Origin of the sequence: Bacillus sp. IS1, from assembly GCF_032461585.1 — a bacterium.
GTDB classification, from domain to species: Bacteria; Bacillota; Bacilli; order Bacillales; family Bacillaceae; genus Bacillus; species Bacillus velezensis.
Window position 1 is genome coordinate 963,878 of the sequence record NZ_JAWCWR010000001.1, and the last position, 23,709, is coordinate 987,586.

The 23,709-nt window shown below is 42.9% G+C and carries 28 protein-coding genes and 3 pseudogenes; 9 read left to right on the top strand and 22 right to left on the bottom strand.

The features are described 5' to 3' along the window. Positions 1–138: 138 nt before the first annotated feature. Together RUW00_RS04215 and RUW00_RS04220 are read left to right on the top strand one after the other, a co-directional pair. Positions 139–978, top strand: coding sequence for an SMI1/KNR4 family protein (locus RUW00_RS04215; RefSeq protein ID WP_095272811.1), 840 nt, complete (start codon positions 139–141; stop codon positions 976–978). Positions 979–1,031: 53 nt separating this feature from the next. After that, positions 1,032–1,931, top strand: a complete 900-nt coding sequence (locus RUW00_RS04220) for an HNH endonuclease (protein ID WP_095272813.1) — start codon at positions 1,032–1,034, stop codon at positions 1,929–1,931. Positions 1,932–1,981: 50 nt separating this feature from the next. Here the strand turns inward: RUW00_RS04220 and RUW00_RS04225 are convergent, their stop codons facing one another. The 4 genes from RUW00_RS04225 to RUW00_RS04240 form a co-directional block, all read right to left on the bottom strand. After that, a complete protein-coding gene (locus tag RUW00_RS04225) occupies positions 1,982–2,362 on the bottom strand; it encodes a UPF0715 family protein (RefSeq protein ID WP_176464760.1) in 381 nt (126 codons plus the stop codon). A 79-nt stretch (positions 2,363–2,441) separates the two neighbouring features. Next, the gene (locus RUW00_RS04230; protein ID WP_095272816.1) at positions 2,442–3,404 is read right to left on the bottom strand and encodes a bacteriophage abortive infection AbiH family protein; all 963 of its coding nucleotides are present in this window, start codon (positions 3,402–3,404) and stop codon (positions 2,442–2,444) included. A 59-nt stretch (positions 3,405–3,463) separates the two neighbouring features. Further along, positions 3,464–3,691, bottom strand: a complete 228-nt coding sequence (locus RUW00_RS04235) for a hypothetical protein (RefSeq protein WP_095272818.1) — start codon at positions 3,689–3,691, stop codon at positions 3,464–3,466. Between the two features lie 64 nt (positions 3,692–3,755). Continuing rightward, complete coding sequence (locus RUW00_RS04240; RefSeq protein WP_095272819.1) at positions 3,756–3,953, bottom strand: hypothetical protein; 198 nt, start codon at positions 3,951–3,953, stop codon at positions 3,756–3,758. Positions 3,954–3,962: 9 nt separating this feature from the next. On the opposite strand from RUW00_RS04240, the pseudogene RUW00_RS04245 reads away from it, so the two are divergent. Next, a pseudogene (locus tag RUW00_RS04245) lies at positions 3,963–4,097 on the top strand (excalibur calcium-binding domain-containing protein); the annotation flags it as partial. A 112-nt stretch (positions 4,098–4,209) separates the two neighbouring features. Here RUW00_RS04245 and RUW00_RS04250 read toward each other — a convergent pair. Then, the gene (locus RUW00_RS04250; protein WP_223255059.1) at positions 4,210–4,410 is read right to left on the bottom strand and encodes a hypothetical protein; all 201 of its coding nucleotides are present in this window, start codon (positions 4,408–4,410) and stop codon (positions 4,210–4,212) included. 165 nt (positions 4,411–4,575) lie between these two features. On the opposite strand from RUW00_RS04250, the pseudogene RUW00_RS04255 reads away from it, so the two are divergent. Both RUW00_RS04255 and RUW00_RS04260 read left to right on the top strand, forming a co-directional pair. Further along, positions 4,576–6,260, top strand: a pseudogene (locus tag RUW00_RS04255) (recombinase family protein). Then, positions 6,236–6,856: pseudogene (locus RUW00_RS04260) on the top strand (polysaccharide biosynthesis protein); the annotation flags it as partial. The pseudogenes RUW00_RS04255 and RUW00_RS04260, both read left to right, overlap by 25 nt. Positions 6,857–6,896: 40 nt before the next feature. Here the strand turns inward: RUW00_RS04260 and msrB are convergent. Together msrB and msrA are read right to left on the bottom strand one after the other, a co-directional pair. Next, positions 6,897–7,331 (bottom strand): peptide-methionine (R)-S-oxide reductase MsrB, encoded by a 435-nt coding sequence (gene msrB / locus RUW00_RS04265; RefSeq protein WP_095272820.1) that lies wholly within the window; start codon positions 7,329–7,331, stop codon positions 6,897–6,899. Next, positions 7,332–7,865, bottom strand: a complete 534-nt coding sequence (gene msrA / locus RUW00_RS04270; RefSeq protein WP_003153641.1) for a peptide-methionine (S)-S-oxide reductase MsrA — start codon at positions 7,863–7,865, stop codon at positions 7,332–7,334. A gap of 128 nt (positions 7,866–7,993) precedes the next feature. Here msrA and RUW00_RS04275 point away from each other — a divergent pair, with 128 nt between their 5' ends. Then, positions 7,994–8,419 (top strand): MarR family transcriptional regulator, encoded by a 426-nt coding sequence (locus RUW00_RS04275; RefSeq protein WP_025649777.1) that lies wholly within the window; start codon positions 7,994–7,996, stop codon positions 8,417–8,419. Between the two features lie 49 nt (positions 8,420–8,468). On the opposite strand, the gene RUW00_RS04280 is transcribed toward RUW00_RS04275, so the two are convergent. The 5 genes from RUW00_RS04280 to ilvA all read right to left on the bottom strand — a co-directional run bounded on the left by RUW00_RS04280 (position 8,469) and on the right by ilvA (position 12,167). Beyond that, entirely contained in the window at positions 8,469–9,032 is a 564-nt protein-coding gene (locus RUW00_RS04280) for a YpmS family protein (RefSeq protein WP_280145443.1), read from the bottom strand. Between the two features lie 9 nt (positions 9,033–9,041). Further along, entirely contained in the window at positions 9,042–9,797 is a 756-nt protein-coding gene (locus RUW00_RS04285) for an SGNH/GDSL hydrolase family protein (RefSeq protein ID WP_003153635.1), read from the bottom strand. A 77-nt stretch (positions 9,798–9,874) separates the two neighbouring features. After that, the gene (locus tag RUW00_RS04290; protein WP_061862632.1) at positions 9,875–10,456 is read right to left on the bottom strand and encodes an SCO family protein; all 582 of its coding nucleotides are present in this window, start codon (positions 10,454–10,456) and stop codon (positions 9,875–9,877) included. Between the two features lie 98 nt (positions 10,457–10,554). After that, on the bottom strand, positions 10,555–10,806 hold the full coding sequence (locus RUW00_RS04295) for a DUF2535 family protein (protein ID WP_007409532.1): 252 nt from the start codon (positions 10,804–10,806) through the stop codon (positions 10,555–10,557). 92 nt (positions 10,807–10,898) lie between these two features. Continuing rightward, positions 10,899–12,167 (bottom strand): threonine ammonia-lyase IlvA, encoded by a 1,269-nt coding sequence (gene ilvA, locus RUW00_RS04300; RefSeq protein ID WP_007612085.1) that lies wholly within the window; start codon positions 12,165–12,167, stop codon positions 10,899–10,901. A 184-nt stretch (positions 12,168–12,351) separates the two neighbouring features. Between ilvA and RUW00_RS04305 the strand changes: the two genes are divergently transcribed. Continuing rightward, complete coding sequence (locus RUW00_RS04305) at positions 12,352–13,344, top strand: sigma-54-dependent transcriptional regulator (RefSeq protein WP_110124213.1); 993 nt, start codon at positions 12,352–12,354, stop codon at positions 13,342–13,344. A 16-nt stretch (positions 13,345–13,360) separates the two neighbouring features. Further along, positions 13,361–13,999, top strand: coding sequence for a PAQR family membrane homeostasis protein TrhA (gene trhA / locus RUW00_RS04310; RefSeq protein WP_095272824.1), 639 nt, complete (start codon positions 13,361–13,363; stop codon positions 13,997–13,999). Positions 14,000–14,039: 40 nt separating this feature from the next. Here trhA and RUW00_RS04315 read toward each other — a convergent pair whose 3' ends face one another. From RUW00_RS04315 to RUW00_RS04360, 10 genes are all read right to left on the bottom strand, one after another. Further along, on the bottom strand, positions 14,040–14,663 hold the full coding sequence (locus RUW00_RS04315; protein ID WP_017418002.1) for a lysophospholipid acyltransferase family protein: 624 nt from the start codon (positions 14,661–14,663) through the stop codon (positions 14,040–14,042). Positions 14,664–14,684: 21 nt separating this feature from the next. Continuing rightward, positions 14,685–15,170 (bottom strand): dihydrofolate reductase, encoded by a 486-nt coding sequence (locus RUW00_RS04320; protein WP_007409527.1) that lies wholly within the window; start codon positions 15,168–15,170, stop codon positions 14,685–14,687. Then, complete coding sequence (locus RUW00_RS04325; protein WP_003153622.1) at positions 15,167–15,961, bottom strand: thymidylate synthase; 795 nt, start codon at positions 15,959–15,961, stop codon at positions 15,167–15,169. The genes RUW00_RS04320 and RUW00_RS04325 overlap by 4 nt, the downstream gene beginning before the upstream one ends. 99 nt (positions 15,962–16,060) lie before the next feature. Next, on the bottom strand, positions 16,061–16,669 hold the full coding sequence (locus RUW00_RS04330) for a YpjP family protein (protein WP_007409526.1): 609 nt from the start codon (positions 16,667–16,669) through the stop codon (positions 16,061–16,063). A 262-nt stretch (positions 16,670–16,931) separates the two neighbouring features. Beyond that, on the bottom strand, positions 16,932–17,702 hold the full coding sequence (locus RUW00_RS04335; protein ID WP_007409525.1) for a class I SAM-dependent methyltransferase: 771 nt from the start codon (positions 17,700–17,702) through the stop codon (positions 16,932–16,934). A 39-nt stretch (positions 17,703–17,741) separates the two neighbouring features. Continuing rightward, positions 17,742–18,176, bottom strand: a complete 435-nt coding sequence (locus tag RUW00_RS04340) for a BrxA/BrxB family bacilliredoxin (RefSeq protein ID WP_003153619.1) — start codon at positions 18,174–18,176, stop codon at positions 17,742–17,744. A gap of 81 nt (positions 18,177–18,257) precedes the next feature. Then, positions 18,258–19,934, bottom strand: a complete 1,677-nt coding sequence (ilvD, locus tag RUW00_RS04345) for a dihydroxy-acid dehydratase (protein WP_007409524.1) — start codon at positions 19,932–19,934, stop codon at positions 18,258–18,260. 252 nt (positions 19,935–20,186) lie between these two features. Beyond that, on the bottom strand, positions 20,187–21,320 hold the full coding sequence (locus RUW00_RS04350) for a conserved virulence factor C family protein (RefSeq protein WP_095272828.1): 1,134 nt from the start codon (positions 21,318–21,320) through the stop codon (positions 20,187–20,189). Between the two features lie 68 nt (positions 21,321–21,388). Beyond that, positions 21,389–21,997: an HD domain-containing protein gene (locus RUW00_RS04355; protein WP_021494211.1), complete on the bottom strand. Its 609-nt coding sequence runs from the start codon at positions 21,995–21,997 to the stop codon at positions 21,389–21,391. An 11-nt stretch (positions 21,998–22,008) separates the two neighbouring features. Next, positions 22,009–22,491 (bottom strand): glutathione peroxidase, encoded by a 483-nt coding sequence (locus RUW00_RS04360; RefSeq protein ID WP_095272831.1) that lies wholly within the window; start codon positions 22,489–22,491, stop codon positions 22,009–22,011. Positions 22,492–22,774: 283 nt separating this feature from the next. Between RUW00_RS04360 and metA the strand changes: the two genes are divergently transcribed. Further along, positions 22,775–23,680 carry a homoserine O-acetyltransferase MetA gene (metA, locus tag RUW00_RS04365; protein ID WP_003153608.1) on the top strand — a complete coding sequence of 302 codons (906 nt, stop codon included), beginning with the start codon at positions 22,775–22,777 and terminating at the stop codon, positions 23,678–23,680. The last annotated feature ends 29 nt before the right edge of the window (positions 23,681–23,709 follow it).

Genomic DNA, 23,709 nt, shown 5'->3' on the forward strand with positions numbered 1-23,709 from the left:
TCCAAATAATACCACATCGGGAGGTGGTTTCCCCTTTATAATTTTTTCGCAATATTACAGGTATATCTACTTTAATGTCGAAAAACATATATAGCTATGCGAACTATACTGCGGTATTGCTTTTAAGGAGGAAAAACAGTGCGTAATTTTTGGGAAGCAACTGAGGAAGATCCTTATAAACTTGATAGTGTAACTGAAGAGATGATCAAACATACCGAGAACAGGTTAAATATCATTCTACCTGAGTCGTACAAGAAGCTTATACTTGAGCAAAATGGAGGGATGATAAATTATAATGCATTCCCCACAACTGTTCAAAATTCATGGGCAGAAGATCACATTGAGTTTGATTACCTACTAGGGCTAGGTGAAGACCCTGGGATACTAGACAGTTCATACCTAATAAAGGAATGGGATTTACCTGAAAATGTGCTCCTTATCCATGGAGACGGACATACTTGGGTAGCAATGGATTATCGAGAAACAAACTCAAACCCTTCAATTCACTACTTCGATGTGGAGGTTGATCAGGATTTCAAACTAGCAAAATCGTTTGATGAATTTTTGTCAAAACTGTATACGCATCATTACGATATGGACACTGAAATAGCTAACAATGAAGACTCAGAAATTCAAAATGCCTCATTGAGTAATTCTGAGTCAATAACAAGTAAAGAGGTTGCAACAATATTAAAAGAAAAGAACCCTTTGGATATTTATAGGGTGGCATACTCCCCCATAAAAGACACAGATGACCTAGAATGGGTCATAAATCAGATTAAAGAGTCATCATATATCTTAAACGAAGAACAAGCTTTTGAACTAGCAGATTTATTAATGACACTAGCCACAACGTATGATAACCATATTAAAACAACAATTCTTAAAGACCGTATTGATGAGATTGTAGCTAACTTAAGCAAACAAAAGAATGAAGATGTCGATAATATTTTGACACAAATCAAGGACTTCCTTTAATTTTTTTACTTTTTATCCTCTTTCTGTTTATTTCTTCCTGAAAATATATTAAGATGTTAAGTGAAGAAAATACTAACAGAAAGAGGAGAGATACGAAAAATTTAACAAGAATTATAAGTCTTGTTCTGCCACTGCTTCTATTTACCTCATTCGTCCTTCCTAATTTTGCAGAAGCACACACAACAAACAGCAAAGAAAATCATAGTCCAGACATTGTACATACCTCCACTGATGATATTTCAGATGATGAGGCTGGCTATGAAGAAAAAAACTATGAAGACTATTCAGATGTAATAGAAGATCCTTATTATTCAGATTTAGCTAATGCACCCGTCTATGAGGGTGATTTAGAAGATGATTTATCTGATGATTCTATATCTGAAGAAGCCCAGGATGTATCTGACAAAGTTTTTGATGAAAACATTGTTAACGGAACTGAAGAAAAGACTGCTCCCGAAGTGGATGCAACCGGAACTGATGAAGAACTTCATGCTCAGTTCGGTTGGTTACTTCCTCCGGCAATTGCCATTGTTAGCCGTGTTGGGGGTAAATTATTAGTTAAACAGACACTCAAATCCACAACAAAGAAGATAACTGTAAGAAATGGTAAGTTGGCCGGCAAAAAGCATCCAAAAACCGGAGTGAAATTTAATTCTAAAGGTTTTCCTGTTTTTGCAGCAAAATATAATTATAATTTGACATTAGGGCAAATTAAATCATCAAACGCTGTTCAGTTTAAGAATGCAAATTATGCTTTGAAACAAGCAATTAACACTTGGGAACACGCAAAAAAGTTTAACAAATACCAAATACAAGATATTAAAAATGGAAAGACCCCTAGAGGCTACTTATGGCATCATCATGAAAACAGAGGAAGGCTTCAGCTAGTAGATAAGAACATTCATAAAAAGACTGGGCATACTGGTGGACGATCCATCTGGGGTTCCTTGTAATAAATCCCCCTTTGCGGGGGATTTTTCATTTGCGAAAAGGGTATTACAAACTAATTTTTCTTAACTTCACCCTTTTGAACAAGAATAGAATCCAAAATCCAAAAGACCAGAGCAAATGAGATACTAAATAAATAAATTTCATATCCTAATAAAATTCCTAATGTGTTCTTTGGATCAGTGATTATAGCGATGACTAACCATACTAAAAAGGAAAAGAATAAGTATATGAATAAATATTTCAGGTGAAATCTTTTTGGCTTACGATTTAAAAAGTATTGAACAGGTGTTGCAAAGATTAAATAAAAGATAAAGAGAATGGCACTTATTAAGATATATGGATAGTAACCATCATAATCAATACAGTAAACATAAACAGCTGCAGCTATTAACGCAGACAAGATATGAACAATAAAGATCCTTAAAAGTTGCATGTTTATAACCCCTTTCATGTTAAAAGCTTCTTCAACATCAATCTAGATGCCTCCTTAAAATCACTTTAAAATCCATGTTTTATTTAGATTTAGTTTTCTCTAAAGGTGAGTTTTCTTTTACACTGAACACACTAAATTCACCTTTAAAACCACATTCTTTAATTTTATTCTTAAATAATTCTCCAGTTTCTTCGTAATTAAAATCATTTAAAAACCATGTAATATTCTCTGTATCTAACCTTTTGCAAATTTCTCTAATGTATGGAAGGTCAACATCTGAAAAAGAAAAACCATATGAGTATACTTTTTCTATATCACCAGGCAGCAATTCATAGAATTCTTCTTGTGCACGTTCTATTATTTCTTTTGTATTTTTTCTTAATGCTGAATGAATTTGGGCCAATGAATATTCAGAACCGACAAATGAATTTATTATTTCCTTATCATCTTCCCCGTGTCCAATTATTATTTCATTGTTTTGTTGCCCATGTATCGGGTATACGTCATAGGCTTCATATACCTCTTCTAACACTGGCGTGTAATTAAAAGTTAAAAAAGTGTCTTCTAAGGAGTTTATCAGAGATTCAAAAGAATCTTTTGGTTCTACATCAGAGACATCAATAGTATTAATCCATTCCGAAAACAAGTCTTTTATTTTTAAACTTGCCAAGTAAAAGTTGGCGGCAGCATCTTCATTTCTATAAGCCATTCTAAAAAGAGAAGAGTCATCATTTTCATCTTCGAATAAAGTTTCCATAACGTATAAGTCGTTATCAAAATTTAGTCTACCTAGGCTAGATTCAAAGTCATTCCAGTCTTCTCCACTAACTTCTGAGATGACATTGATAAGAAAAGCAACAAGTTCATCTGTGTTAAACTCCTCTGAACCATCAGGCATCTGGATCGTTTGAATACCAAATGAAGGATCTAAGCCTTCTGCATCAGGATATGTCTTCAATAAATAATTGTAGAAATCTTTATACCTTGTCGGTAAACCATGTGCTAAGTCGAAACCATTGCCTATAATAAATAAACTACTCATTTTTTCGCTCCAATTAAGTTTTATTAAAAATCTTCCAATTCTAGGGGAATATGTCCTCTTTAATCTTCAAAGTGATAAGAACAATAAACTGAGTTGTTATCTTCATCTCTAATGTATGTATCTTGGATTAAGAAGCTGATCTTATAGCCGGCTGTTTTGAGTATCGCTTTACTCATCATGAGCATATCCATCTGGATATCATAATCAGTTAGAAGATCCAAATTAGTAGTAAACGCTGCATGTAATTCAAAGAAAGAATTATCAAATTTAAAGTTTAAGATTTTCATGACTCCCCCACCTTACCGTTTCCTTTATTATACAGCGAGATCTTATCTAATTAAAACTGCTGTTTTATTTGAAATCAGCTTTATTATTTTCATTTATCGGATTTCCAATAGGCTTAGGATTTAATTCAATAGTAGCTTTCATGAAATCCTTTCTCCTGTCGGTTGAAACCATATCGTGAGAGGATTTATGTATAATGCCTTGTGAAATCCTTATTGCTTCTGAAAGATTCTTGTAATTGTCATCGGACTTAAATTCGCTCACTTTCATTCTGCTGGAGGAACAGAACACTTTGCAAACTGCACAGAGCTGAGAAAGAAATATCCGCATGGTGTACCAAGCACTCACCCTGCTTATACATCTAAGATGGATCGGGATAATGACAACTTTGCATGTGAGAAGAATTAATTATTTTGAAGTCCTCTGAGGCTTCTTTTTTATTTGGATACATTCGCGCGTGAGGGACTCTGTGGCCTATAGTGGCTGATTAAACCCCTATGATACACCAATTGGGATTTTATCAAAACTTTTCTTTTAAAGATAACATCATCTCTGTCTCAAATAATGCTTGCAGCAGTTCATCTATATTAATTTCGTTCTGCTTGTAATTATTCTTTTCATAAGTACGAATAATTTCTTCATATTCTGATCGATTATCTCCTTTAATTGAGCTAATTCCAAGCTCTTCACCGTATCGGTTAATGAATAGTTGTTTATTCATTTCTTTCGCTTTATCATTTTCATAATTACAAAATGCACCTGACAACTGGACGAGAAAAGTTTCATCTTCAGAATTTAGGTTATTTTCGTATTCAATGTCAGACAGAATATTGTACGAATACTTCTGTTTTTACAGCAAATATAATAAAAAGGAGGTGCTGATTGTTTGGAGTTAAAAAACATCGTTCATTCTTACAACATTACAAATATTTTGGGTTATCTCAGACGCTCTCGTCAGGATATGGAGCGGGAAAAAAGAACAGGCGAAGATACGCTAACAGAACAAAATGAACTCATGAATAAAATACTGAAGTCGATTGAAATCCCCTATGAATTAAAAATGGAAATCGGGTCTGGGGAAAGCATTGAGGGCCGCCCTGTTTTTAAAGAATGTCTTAAAGACCTCGAGGAAGGCAAGTACCAGGCAATTGCTGTTAAAGAAATAACAAGACTCAGCCGCGGGAGCTACAGTGATGCGGGACAAATTGTTAACCTTCTTCAAAGCAAGCGATTGATTATCATTACACCATATAAAGTTTATGACCCCCGGAACCCTGCAGACATGCGTCAGATTCGTTTTGAATTGTTTATGGCCAGAGAAGAATTTGAAATGACCAGAGAGCGTATGACAGGCGCTAAATACACATATGCGGCACAAGGTAAATGGATTTCCGGACTAGCGCCTTATGGATACCGGTTAAACAAAAAAACATCCAAACTAGTCCCAGTCGAAGAAAAAGCAAAAGTCGTTCAATTCATCTTTAACATCTTTTTAAATGGGTTGAATGGAAAAGATTATAGTTATACAGCGATTGCTTCTCACTTAACAAAATTACAAATACCTACTCCATCAGGAAAAAAGCGCTGGAATCAATACACAATTAAAGCAATTCTGCAAAACGAAGCGTATATCGGAACTGTTAAATATAAGGTTAGGGAAAAAACAAAAGACGGTAAACGAACAATTAGACCTGAAAAGGAACAAATTGTAGTATCGGATGCACATGCCCCTATAATAGATCAAGAACAATTTCAACAATCACAAGAGAAAATTGCAAACAAAGTCCCCCTGCTGCCTAATAAAAATGCATTGGAATTAAGTGAATTGGCAGGCGTATGCACTTGTTCTAAGTGCGGTGAACCATTATCTAAATATGAAACTAGGCGAACGCGAGAAAACAAAAACGGCACGAAAAGTGTGTATCACGTTAAATCACTCACTTGCAAAAAGAATAAATGCACTTATGTGAGATATAACGATGTTGAAAATGCCATTTTGGATTACCTCTCTTCTTTAAGCAACTTAGATAATAAGACTTTAACAAAACATATCATTTCAATGATTTCTAAATACGAAGACGTAAATAGTAATGTGAAAACAAAAAAGCAAATGTCTGAACATCTTTCACAAAAAGAACAAGAGTTAAAAAACAAAGAGAATTTTATCTTCGAGAAATATGAAAGCGGCATTTACACTGATGAACTTTTTTTGAAAAGAAAAGCTGTTTTAGATGAAGCATTTAAAGAACTCCAGATTGCCAAGCATGAGCTCAATGGAACTCAAGAAGCGCAATCTGAAATAGACAGTAATACAGTCAGAAACAACATAAATAAGATAATTGATCAATATCACATTGAATCAAGCACAGAGAAAAAGAACGCGCTATTAAGAATGGTCTTTAAAGATGTTATCGTTACTATGACACAAAAAAGAAAAGGGCCAAATCCGGCTCAGTTTGAAATCACCCCTATCCTGAGGTTTAATTTTTCGTTTTCGACCTCACCGTCACTGATAGTCCCTCAAAATACAGTAAATATCTTAAAAAACCGATAAAGCCGTTTCCCCGGTAAACACAATGGGAGCTACGAAATTGTTGTCCGAGAAGCTGTTTCATCAGGCAAATCATCATGTTCAAAACCGCGGTACGGTGTTTTGTTCGGTCCGCTTCGGCAATGTGCTCGGTTCACGCGGTTCTGTTATTCCTATTTTATTTGAACAGTTGATGGCAGGCGGCCCGCTCACCATTACGGATAAAAACATGACGAGGTTTTTTATGTCGATTGATGATGCCGCAACGCTCACCCTGCAATCTGCGGCGATCACAAAGGGCGGAGAAACGTTTATTTTTAAAATGGAGTCCCTGAGGCTCGAAGAACTGCTTCACGGGTTTGAAGAATATGCGTTCCGGCACGGACTGCCGCGCCCCGCCGCTGTTGAAGTGGGAAAACGCCCCGGTGAGAAGCTTCATGAAGAACTGACCTCTCCTCATGAGACGGAATCTTTATATGAATGGGGCAATCTTTACGCAATATTGCCGGAACCCGCCAAACATCCGGAATTTCGGAAGGTCAATCTCCCCAGATATCAATCCGATCAGGCGCCGCTCATCACAAAAGACACAATCGTAAAGATTATTGAACGATTACATGAAGAAAAAAAAACATAGAAAAAAGGCCTGTCTGATAGGCAGGCCTCATTGCTGAGCTCTATTTTTCAAATAAATTCAGACAGGCTTCATAGCCCTCTTCCTTCAGCTTGTCTTTCGGAATAAACCGGAGTGCCGCAGAGTTAATGCAATAACGGAGACCGCTTGGCCCCGGACCGTCATTAAATACGTGGCCTAAGTGGGAATCAGCTGTTTTGCTTCTCACTTCCGTGCGGATCATCCCGTGGCTTGTGTCCAGTTTTTCGTCAACCTCTTCTTCCTCAATCGGTTTTGTAAAACTGGGCCAGCCGCAATGAGAATCGAATTTATCCAGAGAAGTAAACAAGGGCTTTCCCGATACGATATCAACATACAGCCCCTCTTCTTTGTGATCCCAGAATTCATTTTGAAACGGCGGCTCCGTTCCGTTATTTTGTGTGACTTCATATTGCATGCGGTTTAATGATTTGATTTTTTCTTCTTTATTAAAAGCCATCTATCTGTCCCTCCAATGCTCATCCAGAAAGCCTTGACGTCCGGAACCTACACGGTAGCGCCCGTAGTGATCAGGATTTTTCTTATAAAAGTGCTGATGATAGCCTTCCGCTTCATAAAAAGGCTCAGCCTTTAAAATGTCTGTCACGATCGGCTTTTTAAATATGCCGCTTTCTTCAAGCTGTTTTTTTGAGGCTTCAGCGATTTGTTTTTGTTCATCGTTATGGTAATATATCGCCGCCCGATATGAACTTCCGCGGTCTGCAAACTGCCCGCCTGCATCAGTCGGGTCGATCTGCTGCCAAAACAGCTCGACAAGCTTTTCATACGGATAAATGTCAGGTTGGAATGTGATTTGAACGGCTTCTCTGTGTCCGGTCGTTTCACTGCACACTTCTTCGTAAGTCGGATTCTCAGTATGGCCTCCTGTATAGCCGGATACCACCTTTTCAATTCCGGGCTGTTCGTCAAACGGCTTCACCATGCACCAAAAACAGCCGCCTGCAAATGTGGCGATTTCTTTTTTTTCTGACATACGGGTGCCCTCCTTTGTTCATACGTGGTATTATTATATTATAGCATGTATAAACAGAATAAAAATAATTCTGCTTTCAGGGGAAGCTAAACGAATGCCACGCTGACTACATATTGGAGGTTCATGATTTGAAAGTAAGGACACAAATGATGTATGATATGGAAGCTTTGCTTCGAAAAGTGTTTAAACAAATCAGAAATGAAGTTAATGAAATTCTAGATAAAGAGCTGTCCAGGAACGAATTCACCATTTTGCGGATTCTCAGTGAACAAGGGCCTAAAAAAGTAACGGAATTCGCCCCCATTCTTGAGGTCTCCGCAAGCCACATTACCGCAGTGACCGATGCTTTAGTAGAAAAGGAATGGATCACCCGCATCCGTTCTAAAGAGGACAGGCGAATTATCAGAATCCATATTACGGAATCCGGGGAGAAAATTGTCGATCATTTCAACCAGAAAAAAACAGAATACTTTTTTAAACGGTTTGACTGCTACTCTGATGAAGAGCTTGCAACGTTAATCAAACTGTTCAGCAAGCTAGACAAAAAACGCTGACACGAAAAAACACAAATCCCTGAAAGGATCTGTGTTTTTTTATGAAAACTTATTGTTTCGGATGATAATAGGAAAATTCAATTTCATCCGTGTCGAGATTGATTTTATCCGCTTTTACATACATGCCGTTGTCTAAAGGCATTTCTGACAAACGGATCTCGATCCTTTTATCCCCGGAATGAACGTGCACAAATGACGGGAGTTCATAAAAGCTGTCCATATAATTCAGCACAAAGCTGATCGGCAGGCTTAATTCGCCTAATGAAAATTTCGTCACTTTCAAAATCACATCTCCGTTCTCCTGTACGGACGGTTCAAAAGTGACGACCGCGTTAATGGAGGTTGAGAATGCTTTGATTTTACCTGCCACGTGCACATCGTTATTGATGTCCACTTTGTAGTCAAGCTGATTCGATGCCTTCTCTTTTAAGTACGCATTCACAAACCTGGCAAGAGATTCTTTCGAGCTCGTAATATGAAAGCCGTACTCACTTTTTGTCTGATCTTGTATTTTCGCCTGCTCTCCCGGCATAACCAATAATGTCACAATTACCGCGGCGGCAATCACATTGAGTGCGAGAAGAACAAAAAACAGCGATTTCCACTTTTTCATCATTTCACCCTATTCTGCTGGTAACCCTTGTTTTTCAATGATGCCGTACAATCGATCGGCGATGAGTGCATACCCTTTTGCGTTCGGATGAAAATCATCATCCTTTGAAATCCGTCTGCTGCCGCTTTTTTGACTGAACAAGTCTTCAACATTCACAGCGGCGGCGTGGGGATCTTTTTCCAGCTCTTTTGCGGCGATCTTGTTCCAATCCGTTACAACCCCATTAATTTCTTTTAATTCAGGCAGCGTAAACGTGAATGGGTTATACATGCTGACATACACCAGCTCTGCGTTTTCATTATATTTGCGGATTTTTGAAACGATCGCCTTGAATCGTTTCTCAAAAGGTTTCTCTTCCTTTTGGAACGGCTGAACCGTCAGCTGCATCATATTCTGGCGGAGCACCTTCATTAAGTCATTGCCGCCGATGGTAAAAAAGATATAGTCGGCGCTCTTTAATGATTTCTGAACTTTTTTATTATCAAGCTTTTCCAGCAGGTCCGACGTTTTGTCCCCCTGCACCGCATAATTTTTAATATCTACCGTTTTCACATGTCCCTTTTTCTTAAGAGACTCCGCTGCCCTGCCGACGTATCCTGAACCGTCAGGATCTCCTACTCCTTCAGTCAATGAATCACCGACCGCAGCTATGACAATATGATCTTTCGTTTTCGGTTCTTCAGCGTCAGAACCGGTGCGCTGGACAGAACAAGCTGATAAAAGCAAAGCCAGTCCGGCGATCAATGAGAACATTCGCAGCTTCAATCTGGTTGCTCCTTCCCCGTCTACTAGTGGAAAGTGTAACATGTTTTTTCAGATTTGAAAATGTCTAATCTGCCAGTTTACTTGAGCTCCTCAGCCGCTTTGACATCTGACAGGATATCATCATACGGAACTTTCTGCACACCGTCATAATCTTTAAGCACCTTGCCGTCAGGTCCGACTAAATAAAAAGAAGTTTGATGTATGACCTGGTCCTCCCCCTCCGGCTTTTTGACGATTGCTTTAAAGCTGTTCAGCGCAAAATCTTCAATGTCCTTTTGGCTGTAACCGGTCAGAAAATCCCAGTTGCGAAGCGAAAGCGGATATTTGGAAGCAAATGCTTTAAGCTGTTTCGGCGTATCATTTTCAGGATCTACACTGAACGACACAATCCGCACGTCCAGATTCTCAGCCTTCAGTTTTTTTTGCAGTTCAGTCATGTGGGCCGTCATCGGCGGACAGACTGTATTACAGTTTGTAAACATAAAATCGGCAATCCAGACATGCCCCTTCAGGCTTTTCAGTGACACTGTTTTTCCGTCTTGGTTCTGAAATGAAAACGGTTCAATCTGATAGTTCAGCGGGTCTTTTATCGTTTTCCCCCCGCAGGCGCACAAGAGCAGCAAACAAAAGACGGCAGCGAAGATTTTCATTTTTTTCATTTCCATTCCTCCCATGGATAAAACGCTTACAGCATTCATCATAAAAAAATTCCCGCACCCTCCCTTATCAAAAGGAAGGCGCTAAGGAATATGCACCGTTATGCGTTATGTTTTAAAATCTCTTGGTTGAAAACGGCCTCGTAATCTTTCCACTTCATACGGCGCTTGACATATTGTCGGAATGAATACACTGTTCTCACACTTTGTGAAGCAAAAACTTCTCTCAAATAAAGCTCAAGGTGCTGATGAATTTGAAAAAAATAATGTTCACCTTCCGTGACAACCGGTATTTCTGTCACTTTTACCTGAATCCCGTCCTGTCGTTTGAACTCTAGGCTTTTGAGTAACAAGATATCAATCCTTCTTTTTCGATTGTTTTCTTTTTATTATATACAATCTGAGAAAGCGTGTCTGTCATTTTGCGCGGCCGTTCTAAAAAAAGTCAGATTAACAGGTGGAACAGATCCTGATCTTTATTCACCTCTACGTAATGAAATCCTTTTTGATTCATCCGGGCAATGAGCGCGCCGTAATCTTCCCGATGCTTGAGCTCAATGCCGACCAATGCGGGGCCGCTGCTTTTGTTATTTTTTTTCGTGTATTCAAACCGGGTGATGTCATCATCAGGCCCGAGCACTTCATCAAGGTATTCGCGAAGCGCTCCCGCCCTTTGCGGGAAATTAACGATAAAATAATGCTGCAGCCCCTCATAAATCATGGAGCGTTCCTTCATCTCCTGCATTCTGCCGATGTCGTTATTCCCTCCGCTGACCATGCAGATGACGTTTTTTCCTTTAATCTCTTCCTTGTACAGATCAAGTGCTGATACGGACAATGCACCCGCCGGCTCCGCTACGATGGCGCATTGATTATATAATTCGAGAATCGTGCTGCACACTTTTCCTTCCGGGACAAGCACAACGTCATCGACGACGGTTTCGAGCGTTTGAAAGGTTTCGGCGCCGATTTTTTTTACGGCCGCCCCATCGACAAATTTATCAATTTTCTCAAGTTCAACCACTTGTCCGGCTTTTTTCGATTCAAAATAGGAGGCTGCGCCCTTCGGCTCTACCGCTATGATTTTTGTATCCGGCGAGATGTTTTTCATGTACGTGCCGAGCCCGGACAGGAGTCCCCCTCCCCCTACGCTTGCAAAAAGAAAATGCGGTTCAACGTCAATGTCATTTAAAATTTCGATGGCAGCCGTTCCCTGTCCGGCCATGACATCGGGATCGTCAAACGGATGAATAAACGTGCGGTTTTCTTTTTCACAGCATTCCGCAGAACTCTTATACGCATCATCGAAAGTGTCACCCGTCAATATGATTTCAACAAATTCTTTTCCGAACAGTTCCACTTGGGATACTTTCTGTCTCGGTGTGGTTGACGGCATAAAAATCTTGCCGTGAATGCCGAGGTGTTTGCATGAAAACGCAACCCCCTGCGCATGGTTTCCCGCACTTGCGCACACAATTCCGTTTTCAGTCTGCTCTTTTGAGAGCTGCCTCATTTTATTATAAGCCCCTCTGAGCTTAAATGACCTGACCACCTGCAGGTCTTCTCTTTTCAAATAGATATTGCAGCCATACCTCTCAGAAAGTCTGTCATTCCTCTGCAAAGGCGTATGTATCACAACGTCCTTTACGTTTTGGTGCGCTTTTAAAATGTCTTTTACCTGGATGAGAGAGTCTTCTTTAAGCAACGGTTTCATTTACAGAGTCCTTTCTTATTTAAATCCCTATTTAATATGCCATTATAACATGAATATTCAAACAATAAGATAATTATTTTAATTTCGTAAATAAAAATAAATAAACCGATACAAGAGAAAAAGATATTTTCGATCGCACAAACGTGTTATACTTAAACCAATTAGAACCAAAAGGAGCCAATTCATGAGTGTAATTGAACAAACTGATCCTTTTTATCAGCTGACCGGCGAACATCACACCTTTTCAGAAGCGAAACGATTGGCCTCGCAATTTGCCTTATCTGATTTGCCGGTCTTCATAACAGGTGAAGTCGGAACCGGAAAAAAACAAATGGCCAGAGCGATCCATCATAAATCCCGCAGAAACAGCGAACTATTTATTACCGTTCACTGCAGCCAAAGCGAAGAGCGGCTCGAGTATGAACTGTTCGGCGCTGAAGGCGCATTAAACAGGGCCCGCCGCGGAACATTATTCTTATATGAAATCGGAGACATGCCGCTCTCGGTACAGGCCCGCCTTCTTTCCGAGCTGGACGCCGGGCTTTCCGCCCGCATCATTGCAAGCAGCACGGCGGATCTTGGCGATACCGGCGCAGAAAATACGTTCAGCCAAGATTTATTTTACAGGCTTCACGTGTTATGCCTTCCGCTCCCTGCTTTATCTGAACGAAAAAGCGATATACCGCTTCTTTTGCAACATATGCTGACAGCCACGGGGCAGCATGTTCATATCGATCCGTCCGTTTATCCGCTGTTTGAGCGGCACACCTTTAACGGCAACATCAGAGAACTTCAAAATGCGGCGTACTATATGGCCGCGGCAGCATCCGGCAGCACGATTTATCCCGATGATGTCCCGCCGTATATCAAAAACAGCCAGAAAGCGAAAACAGCTAAGAAAAAAGAAAAACGGCTGACATTGATGGAGAAAGAAGAGTTTTTGTTTATTTTGGAATCAATTAAAGACTTAAATACAAAGGGCGAACCCGCCAGCAGACGGAGCATATCCGAATTAAGCGAAAACAGCACAATGACATTATCGCCCCAGCAGGTCAGAAACAGGCTTGATTACTTAGAAAAGATGAACTATGTGACAAAAGGCCGAGGACGCGCAGGAACAAAAATTACATTAGAAGGGTTGAGCTTTTTGCAGTCACTGCAAAAACAAATCCTTTAAAAAGGAGGACATTTGATTGTTCACAATAAAAGAAGAAATCGCAAATGCCGTCACACACGGAATCGGTGTATTGCTGTCGATTCCGGCGCTTATTTTTCTCGTTATCTTCGCGGTGAAATACGGCTCGCCGACAGACATCGTCAGCTTTTCAATCTTCGGCGCTTCAATGCTGCTGCTGTATCTCAGCTCGACTCTTTTGCACAGCATTCAGCATAAAAAAACGAAAGACATTCTTGAGATTGTGGATCATTCCGCGATATACGTATTAATAGCCGGAACATATACGCCATTTTTATTAGGACCCCTTAAAGGGGCACTCGGTCTGACCCTTTTAATTATTGTTTGGTCGCTTGCCATCGGAGGCATCGTGTTTAAAATCTTTTTCGTGAAGCGGTTTATCATTTTTTCAACGCTTGTCTATTTAATGATGGGCTGGCTGATCATCATCGCCATTAAACCGCTGTACGCTTCGCTGTCAGGCCCCGGTTTCGGCCTTCTTCTTTTCGGCGGCTTATTGTATTCCGCCGGCACAATATTTTATATTTGGAGAAAGGTTCCGTATCATCACGCCATTTGGCACAGTTTTGTTTTAGGCGGCAGTGCCTCGATGTTTTTCTGTATTTTATTTTATTGCGTCAAAGTTCCCTTTATCTGAAATAAAAAAGCACAGCCTCTCGTATAGAGACTGTGCTTTTTTATGCACGGAGCCGTTTCTGACCGGCCGGATAATAAGCAGGCTTTATATGTAATTCAATGTCAGCCGGTTTCAGCCGTTTCAGTAATCTGCCCCGCAGCAGCTGGTCTGTTCCCGAAGTGCTGACAGGCACAATCGGGAGATCGAAACGAAGGGCCAGTTCCTCCGGATTGATTTTGCCGTCTTCGGACAGAATCAGACTTTGCCCTTTTTGCAGACGGACTTCCGCCTCCTGAAACACGGCATCTTGGCTGTCTCCGTCACAAATGACACCCATCAGCCGCAGCCAATTTCCGAGAAACGGCATCCGGAAAGCTTTCTCGCCAGCGATAAAACCAGCCGGCTCTTCAAGATGTCCCGCAAGCAGAAGAAGATCAGCCGGGCGCAATCTGGGATGCACATACAATACGGGGCCGTCCGGTATCGGCTGATCATGATGAATGCCGATTGCCGATCCCGACACGTCAATGCAGCCTCTCATAAAGGCTTTCGGCCGCTCATACACCAGCCTCATCTGTTTTTGAAAAGAAAGCCGCGGGTCAAGCTCTTTTTGATTGATATATTCCTGAATATTTTTCATGAACATAAATACAACGTACATCACAAGGCAGCCGTAACGAATCAATTCTTGTCCCCCTGCTTAAACTCAATTCTTTTTCTCGTATACAAGGTACTCATAATCGTAAGGGTTTTTTTCATCTTTTACTCCCTGTTTGCGGGATGTCAATTCCCATTCAGCTTCATTAAATTCCGGAAAAAAACGGTCTCCTTCAAAGACATGGTGAATTTTTGTCATGTAGAGTCTGTCCGCATAAGGAAAGAGCGCACTGTACAGCTGGGCGCCGCCGATCACAAAGCATTCTTCATCGGCTGGGATCAGCTTGAGCACTTCCTCAGCCGAGTCGGCGGTAATACAGCCCGGGAATAAAGATTCATCCCGTGAGGTTACAACGATGTTACGCCGGTTCGGAAGCGGGCGTCCGATTGATTCAAACGTTTTCCGCCCCATTACAATGGTGTGACCCGTCGTCACTTTTTTGAAATATGCGAGATCATCGGGAAGATGCCAAGGCAGATCGTTATCTTTTCCGATCAGCCGGTTTTCATCCATCGCAAAAATAAACGAAATCATACGCTGACAGCTCCTTTGATGTGCGGATGCGGGTCATAATCCTCAATGATAAAGTCTTCAAACGTAAAATCAAAAATAGAATCAACATTTCGCGCAAACCGCAGTTTCGGCAGCGGACGGACATCCCTTGTCAGCTGCAAATTCACCTGTTCCACATGGTTTTGGTAAATGTGGACGTCTCCGAATGTATGAACAAACTCACCCGGTTCAAGCCCCGTCACATGCGCGATCATCATTGTTAAAAGCGCATAAGACGCAATATTAAACGGCACGCCGAGAAAGACATCCGCTGAGCGCTGATAAAGCTGACACGACAGTTTTCCGTCCGCGACATAAAACTGAAACAGGCAGTGGCAAGGCGGAAGCGCCATATGATCAATTTCGCCGACATTCCAAGCGCTGACGATTAAACGTCTGGAATTCGGGTTTGTCTTGATGTCGTGAATCAGCCGGGAGATTTGATCAATGGTCTCGCCGTCCGCTCCGCGCCATGAACGCCATTGAGAGCCGTAAACCGGTCCGAGTTCTCCGTTTTCATCCGCCCATTCGTTCCAGATGCGGACTCCGTTTTCCTGAAGGTAGCGGACATTCGTATCTCCTTTTAAAAACCAAAGCAGCTCATGCGCGATGGATTTAAAATGGAGCTTTTTCGTCGTAAGCATCGGGAAACCTTCCTGAAGGTTAAACCGCATTTGGTAGCCGAACGTGCTGATCGTACCCGTTCCCGTACGGTCTCCTTTTTTTTCTCCGTTTTCTAACACATGACGGCACAAATCTTTATATTGTTTCATTTTTTTCATCCTTTTAAAGTAGTCTTTTAGTAGTGTAACACAATAAAAAATCATTTCTGCAAAATTTCTCAGAAATGATTTTTTTATTTCTTCTCGCTATTACACGCTCATCCAGTCAGGCGGCGTATTGCGGTCCCAGTAAATGCTGCCGAGCTCATGATGTGATTGAAATCCGTCTTCAGCGGTATGGTAATGAAAATTAAACCAGTAGCCGTCTTGCGGAGGATGGTCCCGGCGGACGTGGAACCTTAAAAGATCTTCACCCGTCAGCCTGTTATACACATGAAAAATTTTTTCGGTTTTTCCGGCCGACGGTTTACTGGAAATAACCACATCCTGATACGCTTCATCATCTTGAAACTTGGCTAAATGTCCTGTGATCACATCTTCGATTTTCGGCAGAATTTCACTTCTGTAATCATCTTCAATGACCGGAGAGATTTTGCTGCCGAATTTTAAAAATGATTGATTTTCAGCATCACCGAGAAGCTGCTGCTGATACGATTGAAACAGTAATTCAGGCTCCCGCCCTGCCTTCTCTTCTCCCGGCAGGGCATGTTCATCATAAAAAGCGGTGTAATCATTCTGCTCAAGACTGCTCGACTGTCCTGAAGGCTTGTCTGTCATCAAAGCAGCCGGAGGAGACACGAGACCGAACGTTACAATGGTAAACAGAACCACAAGGGTCTTTTTCATCCACAATTTCATGACAGATTGTTCCCCTCTGTTTTATTGTCCTCTTTTCCTTTATTTTAGCATAGATGAAAGCGCGGCGTCATGTCCGGCAGCGTATTATCATGCAATATGGGAAATTGGTAACTGTGACCGAGCGGATAAACCGCTTACAATAAGAAGGAGAAAAAGGAGGGGATGGGATGATTAACGCTTTATTTGCGACTGTATCACTTCTCACGCTGCTTTATTTTGTCGTTATGGAAATCACTGATTAACGAAAAAGAAGCCCATGATATCATGAGCTTACATGTATGACACCGAAGTGGAAAAGCGCCGTCTTTCTTTTCAGCACCTTGAAGCCGTATCGTTCAAACCGCGGGCTTTTCCAATGGTCTTTAAGCACTACGCATTTTTTCGCCGCCCGGACGGCTTGCGTGATGCACTCTTCGTTAAAACCCTCTTCTGCCAGCGCGCGGAGCGGTGCAATGCCGTCTGACGTTTCAACAGGTTCGTGAAACATCGGGTCAAAATAAATGACATCTACCGATGAATCAGGAAGCTCCCGCAAATAATCGGCGCAGTCGGCATGTTTGACCTGAATGCGTTTCATGGCGGTTTGGAGCTGCTCCATTCCGGTTTCCCACGTTTGAAGTCCTGTTTCAACAAGCAATGAGACAAGCTTGTTTTTCTCCAGGCCGATAACTTGTCCGCTTTTTCCGACTGCCAGGCTTGCCAAAATCGCATCAGATGCCAGGCCGAGCGTACAATCTAAAAAGGAATCCCCCTCGCGTAATCCGGCTGCTTTTAACAACGGCTCGGCTTCCCCTCTCAAAAACCGCTTTGCACGGAACATCGCTGTATTCGGGTGAAAAAAGAACTTTTCCCCTTGCTTCGTGTAAAGTTCGAACCGTTCCTTTCCGATGACTAAAAGATCACTAGCCGCTCGTTCCAGCATTTTTTCAATGGGCTGTTTATTGCGGCTGCAGTAAGTGTCACCCAGCCTGACACTGAGTGACTGCGCTGTGTGTATCGTATATTCGCTTGGTCTGTAACTCGTTGTGATCATTTTTTTCTCCAAAAAGAAAATGCCCGGAAATCGGGCATTTCAGCAGTGCGCATCGAAGGCATCCGTCAGATTTTTCATAATTTCCTCCATGTCATGCCCTTCAATTTCGTGGCGGGGAATAAAATGAACGACCTCTTTCCCTTTTAACAGCGCCATTGAAGGCGAGGAAGGTTCCTGTCCCGTAAAATATTCACGCATTTTTGCAGTTGCGTCTTTATCTTGACCGGCAAATACGGTAACCGTATGATCAGGTGCTTTTTCATGCTGTAAAACAGCCTGAGTCGCAGCCGGACGGGCAAGACCGGCTGCACAGCCGCACACGGAGTTGACAACGACCAATGTCGTGCCCTCTGCCTGTTCCATAAAACTTTCTACTTCTTCAGCAGTCGTTAATTCCTGAAAACCCGCACCCGTCAGCTCACGGCGCATCGGCACGACCAGCTGGCGCATATATTCTTCATAAGCCATTGACATAAAAAAGCCCCCTCTAAAATCCTTATATGAAGTCAAGGATACTATAGAGGGGGCCGGAATTCAATTGTTCAGGCCTCTGTTTTATATTTTCATGATTCCGCCTGTATTGGCGCTTGTTACGAGTTTGGAATACCGGGCCAGATATCCTGTTTTTACTTTCGGCTCGAAGCCTTTCCATTCGGCCTTGCGTTTTTCCCATTCTTCTTCAGGCACTTGTACGTCCAAAATCCGTTTTTCTATGTCAACGATGACATGGTCGCCGTTTTCTACGAATGCGAGCGGGCCGCCTTCAGCCGCTTCAGGCGATACGTGCCCGATTGAAAGGCCCCGGGACGCTCCTGAAAAACGCCCGTCTGTAATAAGCGCCACTTTCGGGCCAAGCCCCATTCCGACAATCTGAGACGTCGGAGCAAGCATCTCCGGCATGCCCGGGCCGCCCTTTGGCCCTTCATAACGGATAATGACAACATCTCCTTCTTTTACTTTGCGGTTTATAATGCCTTCAAGCGCGGCATCCTGGGAATCAAAGACGACAGCGGGACCTTCATGTCTTGTAATCCCGTCCTGTACACCGCCTGTTTTGATAATGGCGCCGTCCGGAGCCAGATTCCCAAACAGGACGGCCAAACCGCCTTTTTCGGTAAACGGATTGTCAAGCGGATGAATCACGTCATAATCCTTTACTTCATGACCCGCAATTGTTTCTCCGAGTGTGCGGCCTGTTACAGTCAGCGCGTCAAGATGAAGCGCCCCTTCTTTTTTCGCCAATTCATTAAGGGCCGCCGAGACTCCGCCCGCTTCGTGCAGATCTTCAATGAAGACGTCCGAGGCCGGCGCCAATTTCGATAAGTGAGGCACTCGTTCAGCCACTTCGTTAATGCGTTCTAAAGAGTACTCAACCCCAGCTTCATTGGCAAGCGCAAGCGTATGAAGCACCGTGTTGGTTGAGCCGCCGAGAGCCATGTCTAACGCAAACGCGTTGTCAATCGCTTTTTCGGTGACGATATCGCGCGGCTTAATGTCTTTTTTGATGGTCTCCATCAATTGGGCCGCTGATTTTCTCACAAACTCTCTTCTCTCCGGTGAAGTTGCTAGAATTGTTCCGTTGCCCGGAAGCGCCAGACCGAGCGCTTCAGACAGACAGTTCATGGAGTTTGCCGTAAACATGCCCGAACAAGAACCGCACGTCGGGCAGCCGAACTGTTCCAGCTCCTGCAGGTCGCTTTCACCGATTTTCCCGGCTTGATATGCGCCGACGCCTTCAAATACTGAAGAAAGCGAAATTTTGCGGCCGTCGCTTGTACGGCCGGCTGCCATCGGCCCCCCGCTGACAAAAATGGTCGGAATATTAATCCGCATAGCCGCCATCAGCATTCCCGGCGTAATTTTGTCGCAGTTCGGAATGCAGACCATTCCGTCAAACCAGTGCGCCGAGACGACCGTTTCAACTGAATCGGCAATGATTTCGCGGCTCGGCAGCGAATATCTCATGCCGATATGCCCCATCGCGATTCCGTCATCTACTCCGATCGTGTTAAATTCAAAAGGCACACCGCCCGCTTCCCTGATTGCTTCTTTTACGATTTTTCCAAATTCCTGCAGGTGAACATGCCCGGGAACGATATCGATGTATGAATTACAGACCGCGATAAACGGCTTGCCGAAGTCTTCTTCTTTTACGCCGGCAGCGCGAAGAAGGCTGCGGTGCGGCGCTCTGTCAATTCCCTGTGTGATCATGTTGCTGCGTAATTCTGCCATGGTGATCCCCCTACTGTTTTTAGACTGTGCATTATTTTTAAAATTTTCAGTTTATTCTAGGGCGCGTTCTGCAAATTTTACAGTATCTTTGCCCTGTCTCGCTTTTCTATTCTTTCTGTATTTCGATAAAAACCCTCCAACAATTAATATTGTACTTACTATATAGAGTTTTGAATCATTTTTCAACAATATTCTAAATAATTTTTATAAAAAGTGAATTCAAATAAAAAAGGTGCATGGCGCACCTTTTTGTTATAACTGTTCTTTTTTTCTGCTTTCAGTCATCTGTTTCCAGACTGAACCTTTCGCCTCTTCTCCGTGCTCAATCCGTTCAATCGCCATTTTGACTTGCAGGCTGACTTCGAATTCCGGATCGTCTTCCGCCGCTTTTAATGCTTCCAGCGCGCTTTCATCGCCGACTTCATATAAAAACATGGCCGCGCGCCAGCGCACAAGCTTGCTTGAGTCACTGAGCGATTTCATCATGGCCGGGATGGCGCTCGCATCGCCGAGATCCGACAGACAGTCACCCGCCGTCCTTCTGACCGTCACCGTTTTGTCTTCAAGCGCTTTGTATAACAGCGGAAGCACAGACGGCTTTTCGATCATTCCCAAATAAACGACGGCTTGCCTTCTGATCGAAGTCTTCGGATCATGCAGCGCCTTTTCCAATACTGGTAAATCGTCTTCATCCGGATCCATTTGCTCAAGATGGGCATAGCGCTGTTTCCAGTCTTCATCATCAAGCATCTCCAGTGTCACTTTATAAGCTTTCCGCTGCATTGCCGGTTTGGCCTCACCCTTTTGCTGTGCGGCTGCTTCTGTCAGACGTTTGAGCCGTTCATCACTGTAGGCGGCCTGAAGCTCTTCTGTGACATCGTGTCCGATTTCGGTAAAATCCCCGAAGCGCACGCCTTGTTCTTTCCAAGCCCGCTCAAATACAACATTTGAAGCTTCGGAACGCAGCTTTAAAATGGCTTCTTGGAAACGTTCCGGAAGGCCGAAGCGCTCTTCACGTTCGCCGTCCGTCAATTTGACCTGCATCGGGATTCCGCTGAACATTTGTACGAAAACCTTTACTTCACCGTACGATTCCTGTTCAGAACGGCTCTCAGACTGCTCCGTATGTTCCATTCCGAAAGCGGAACGGACCTGAGGCAGAATTTCCTTCCAGTCAAAACGGGCGTTTCTCTCCACAGCCAGGAAATCGGCAACGTGATAAACGCCCTTTACTCCTTCAATGTTTAAAATATCACGTACGACGGCCGGAGCATCATCTGCCTGATCGGGCTTGTAATTGTTGCTTTTCCCTGCCGGAAGCTCTTCAGTCAAAATCACTTTCATCGTGTTCGGACTCGGCGTCGGTTCTATTGATTTAATCTTCATATTGGTCCTCCTATGCGCAATCTGACACTTATTCTAACATAGTCGGCACAAGCGTTCTATTGCGCCGCTTAGCTTTTGCAAATGCCGGCCTCTTTTTGGATACGGGCGGCGAACTGCAAAAGAAATTGATGCCGCTCCTCTGCTAAACCGGCCCCCGTTTTTGTATTCATTAAGCCTTTAAGCTTGATTAATTTATCCTCTATATGGGCCAGCACACTTGTTTGAGTTCCGTACATCGGATGACCCTTCGCCCCGGCAAACATAAAAGCCCTGCCGATGCCCGCTGCGCCGATCGCATCAAGCATGTCTGCATCCTGAACAACTTTCCCCTCCAATGAAAGCGGCCGCTTTTTCAGCAGTTCCCTGTGTCTGAATGACATTCTCGTGATAATATCCGTGATCTCCTGAATGGGGCCATCCGCGATGTTGAAAGCAGCCAGCCGTTCTGTCACTTCGCCTGCCGTCAGCCTTTCGCTTTTTTCGAGCTTGGCGTCAATCAGATCATGAACCAGCGCGGCCGTCTCAGTGATAAATAAGTCGGCGCCTTCTTCTTTTGCCATATAAACAGAAAGTGTTGCGACCCGGGAAATATGAAGCCAGTCATGGCCCGTTCGTTCATTGATAAGCTTGTCTCTGACCCAATTCCTGACGCTTTCCAGCTGCTCTTTTTCGTTCACCGTATCACCTCTTATCGGGCCAAAAGCCTCTGCACCGTATCTTCAAGCTCTTTTGGGTTGACGTTCGGTGAAAAACGCCCGGTGACTTCACCGTTTCGGTCCACGATAAACTTAGTGAAATTCCATTTGACCGCTTTTGTGCCGAGCATCCCCTTCGCCTGCTCCGTCAGATATGTGAAGAGAGGATGAGCGTCTGCTCCATTGACATCAACTTTCGCAAACATCGGGAATGTGACTCCGTAGTTTTTCACACAGAACTCTTGAATTTCCGCTTCGTTTCCAGGTTCTTGGTTCATGAATTGGTTGCAGGGAAATCCTAATATTTCAAGACCTTCCTCCCGATATGTATCATAGAGCTCCTGAAGCTGCTTGAGCTGGGATGTGAACCCGCATTTGCTTGCTGTATTCACAATGATCATCACCTTGCCTCTGTAAGCCGATAGTGTCATGTCTTCGCCTGTTATGGTCCGTAAGTTTATATCGTAAATTGTCATCTGCGGCCCTCCTTTTTACATTCTTCATTTATTTTACCTGTTTTACACTGCAAAACAAACGGTAACCGCTTTTTCCTTCCACTTAACGGAAAACGTTTTTTTCGAGGAACCAAACGGCTCTTTACCCGTCATAATAAAGAGCCGCTCCGAATTTATGCCCATTTGCCGCTTTTATCCCTGTCATTATGCGTTAAATACGGTTTATTACGCCGGGATGGATTGAAAAATGGCTTAAAAATTTCTATAATGAAGAAAATTAACGGGGAATAACGGAGGTGGCATGTTGCCTATTAATATACCAAATCACCTGCCCGCTAAGCAGGTGCTTGAAAGTGAACACATCTTTGTAATGGATGAAAGCCGGGCTTTTCATCAGGATATCCGGCCGCAGAAGATCGTGATTTTAAATCTGATGCCGAAAAAAATCCAAACGGAAACCCAGCTCCTCAGGATGCTTGGGAATTCACCTTTACAAGTTCACTTTACGTTCTTAATTCCGAGCACACATACTCCAAAAAATACGGCAAGGCAGCATCTGGATGAATTTTATACGGATTTTTCCAGTATCCGCCACAAACGGTTTGACGGAATGATTATTACCGGGGCTCCGATTGAGCACCTGCCGTTTGAAGATGTTTCTTACTGGGAAGAATTGAAGGAAATCATGGAATGGAGCAAAACGAACGTCACTTCAACACTCCATATCTGCTGGGGCGCTCAAGCCGGTTTATACTATCATTACGGCATTGAGAAAGTGGAGCTGCCGAAAAAAATCTTCGGTGTGTTTGAGCATACCGTTCTTAAAAAACATGAGAGATTGGTAAGAGGATTTGACGAGCTATACTATGTGCCCCACTCACGGCATACAGATATTAATACGGAGCAGCTGCAATCGGCTTCGGATCTGGATGTGCTCAGCGTTTCAGAGGAAGCGGGGGTCTGTTTAATCGTTTCAAAAGACGAAAAACAGATTTTCTTAACCGGTCATCCGGAATATGATACCGATACGCTACTTCAGGAGTATGAGAGAGACATAGAGAGAAATCTTTCAAACGTAGAAGCTCCTAAGCACTATTTTGCGCCCGGCGGGAAAGAACCTGTTAACCGCTGGAAAGCTCATGCAACGTTATTGTTTATGAATTGGCTGAATTATTACGTATATCAGGAAACCCCGTATGAATGGGATTAATTTTTGTTTTGAGTGATACGGTGACAAAA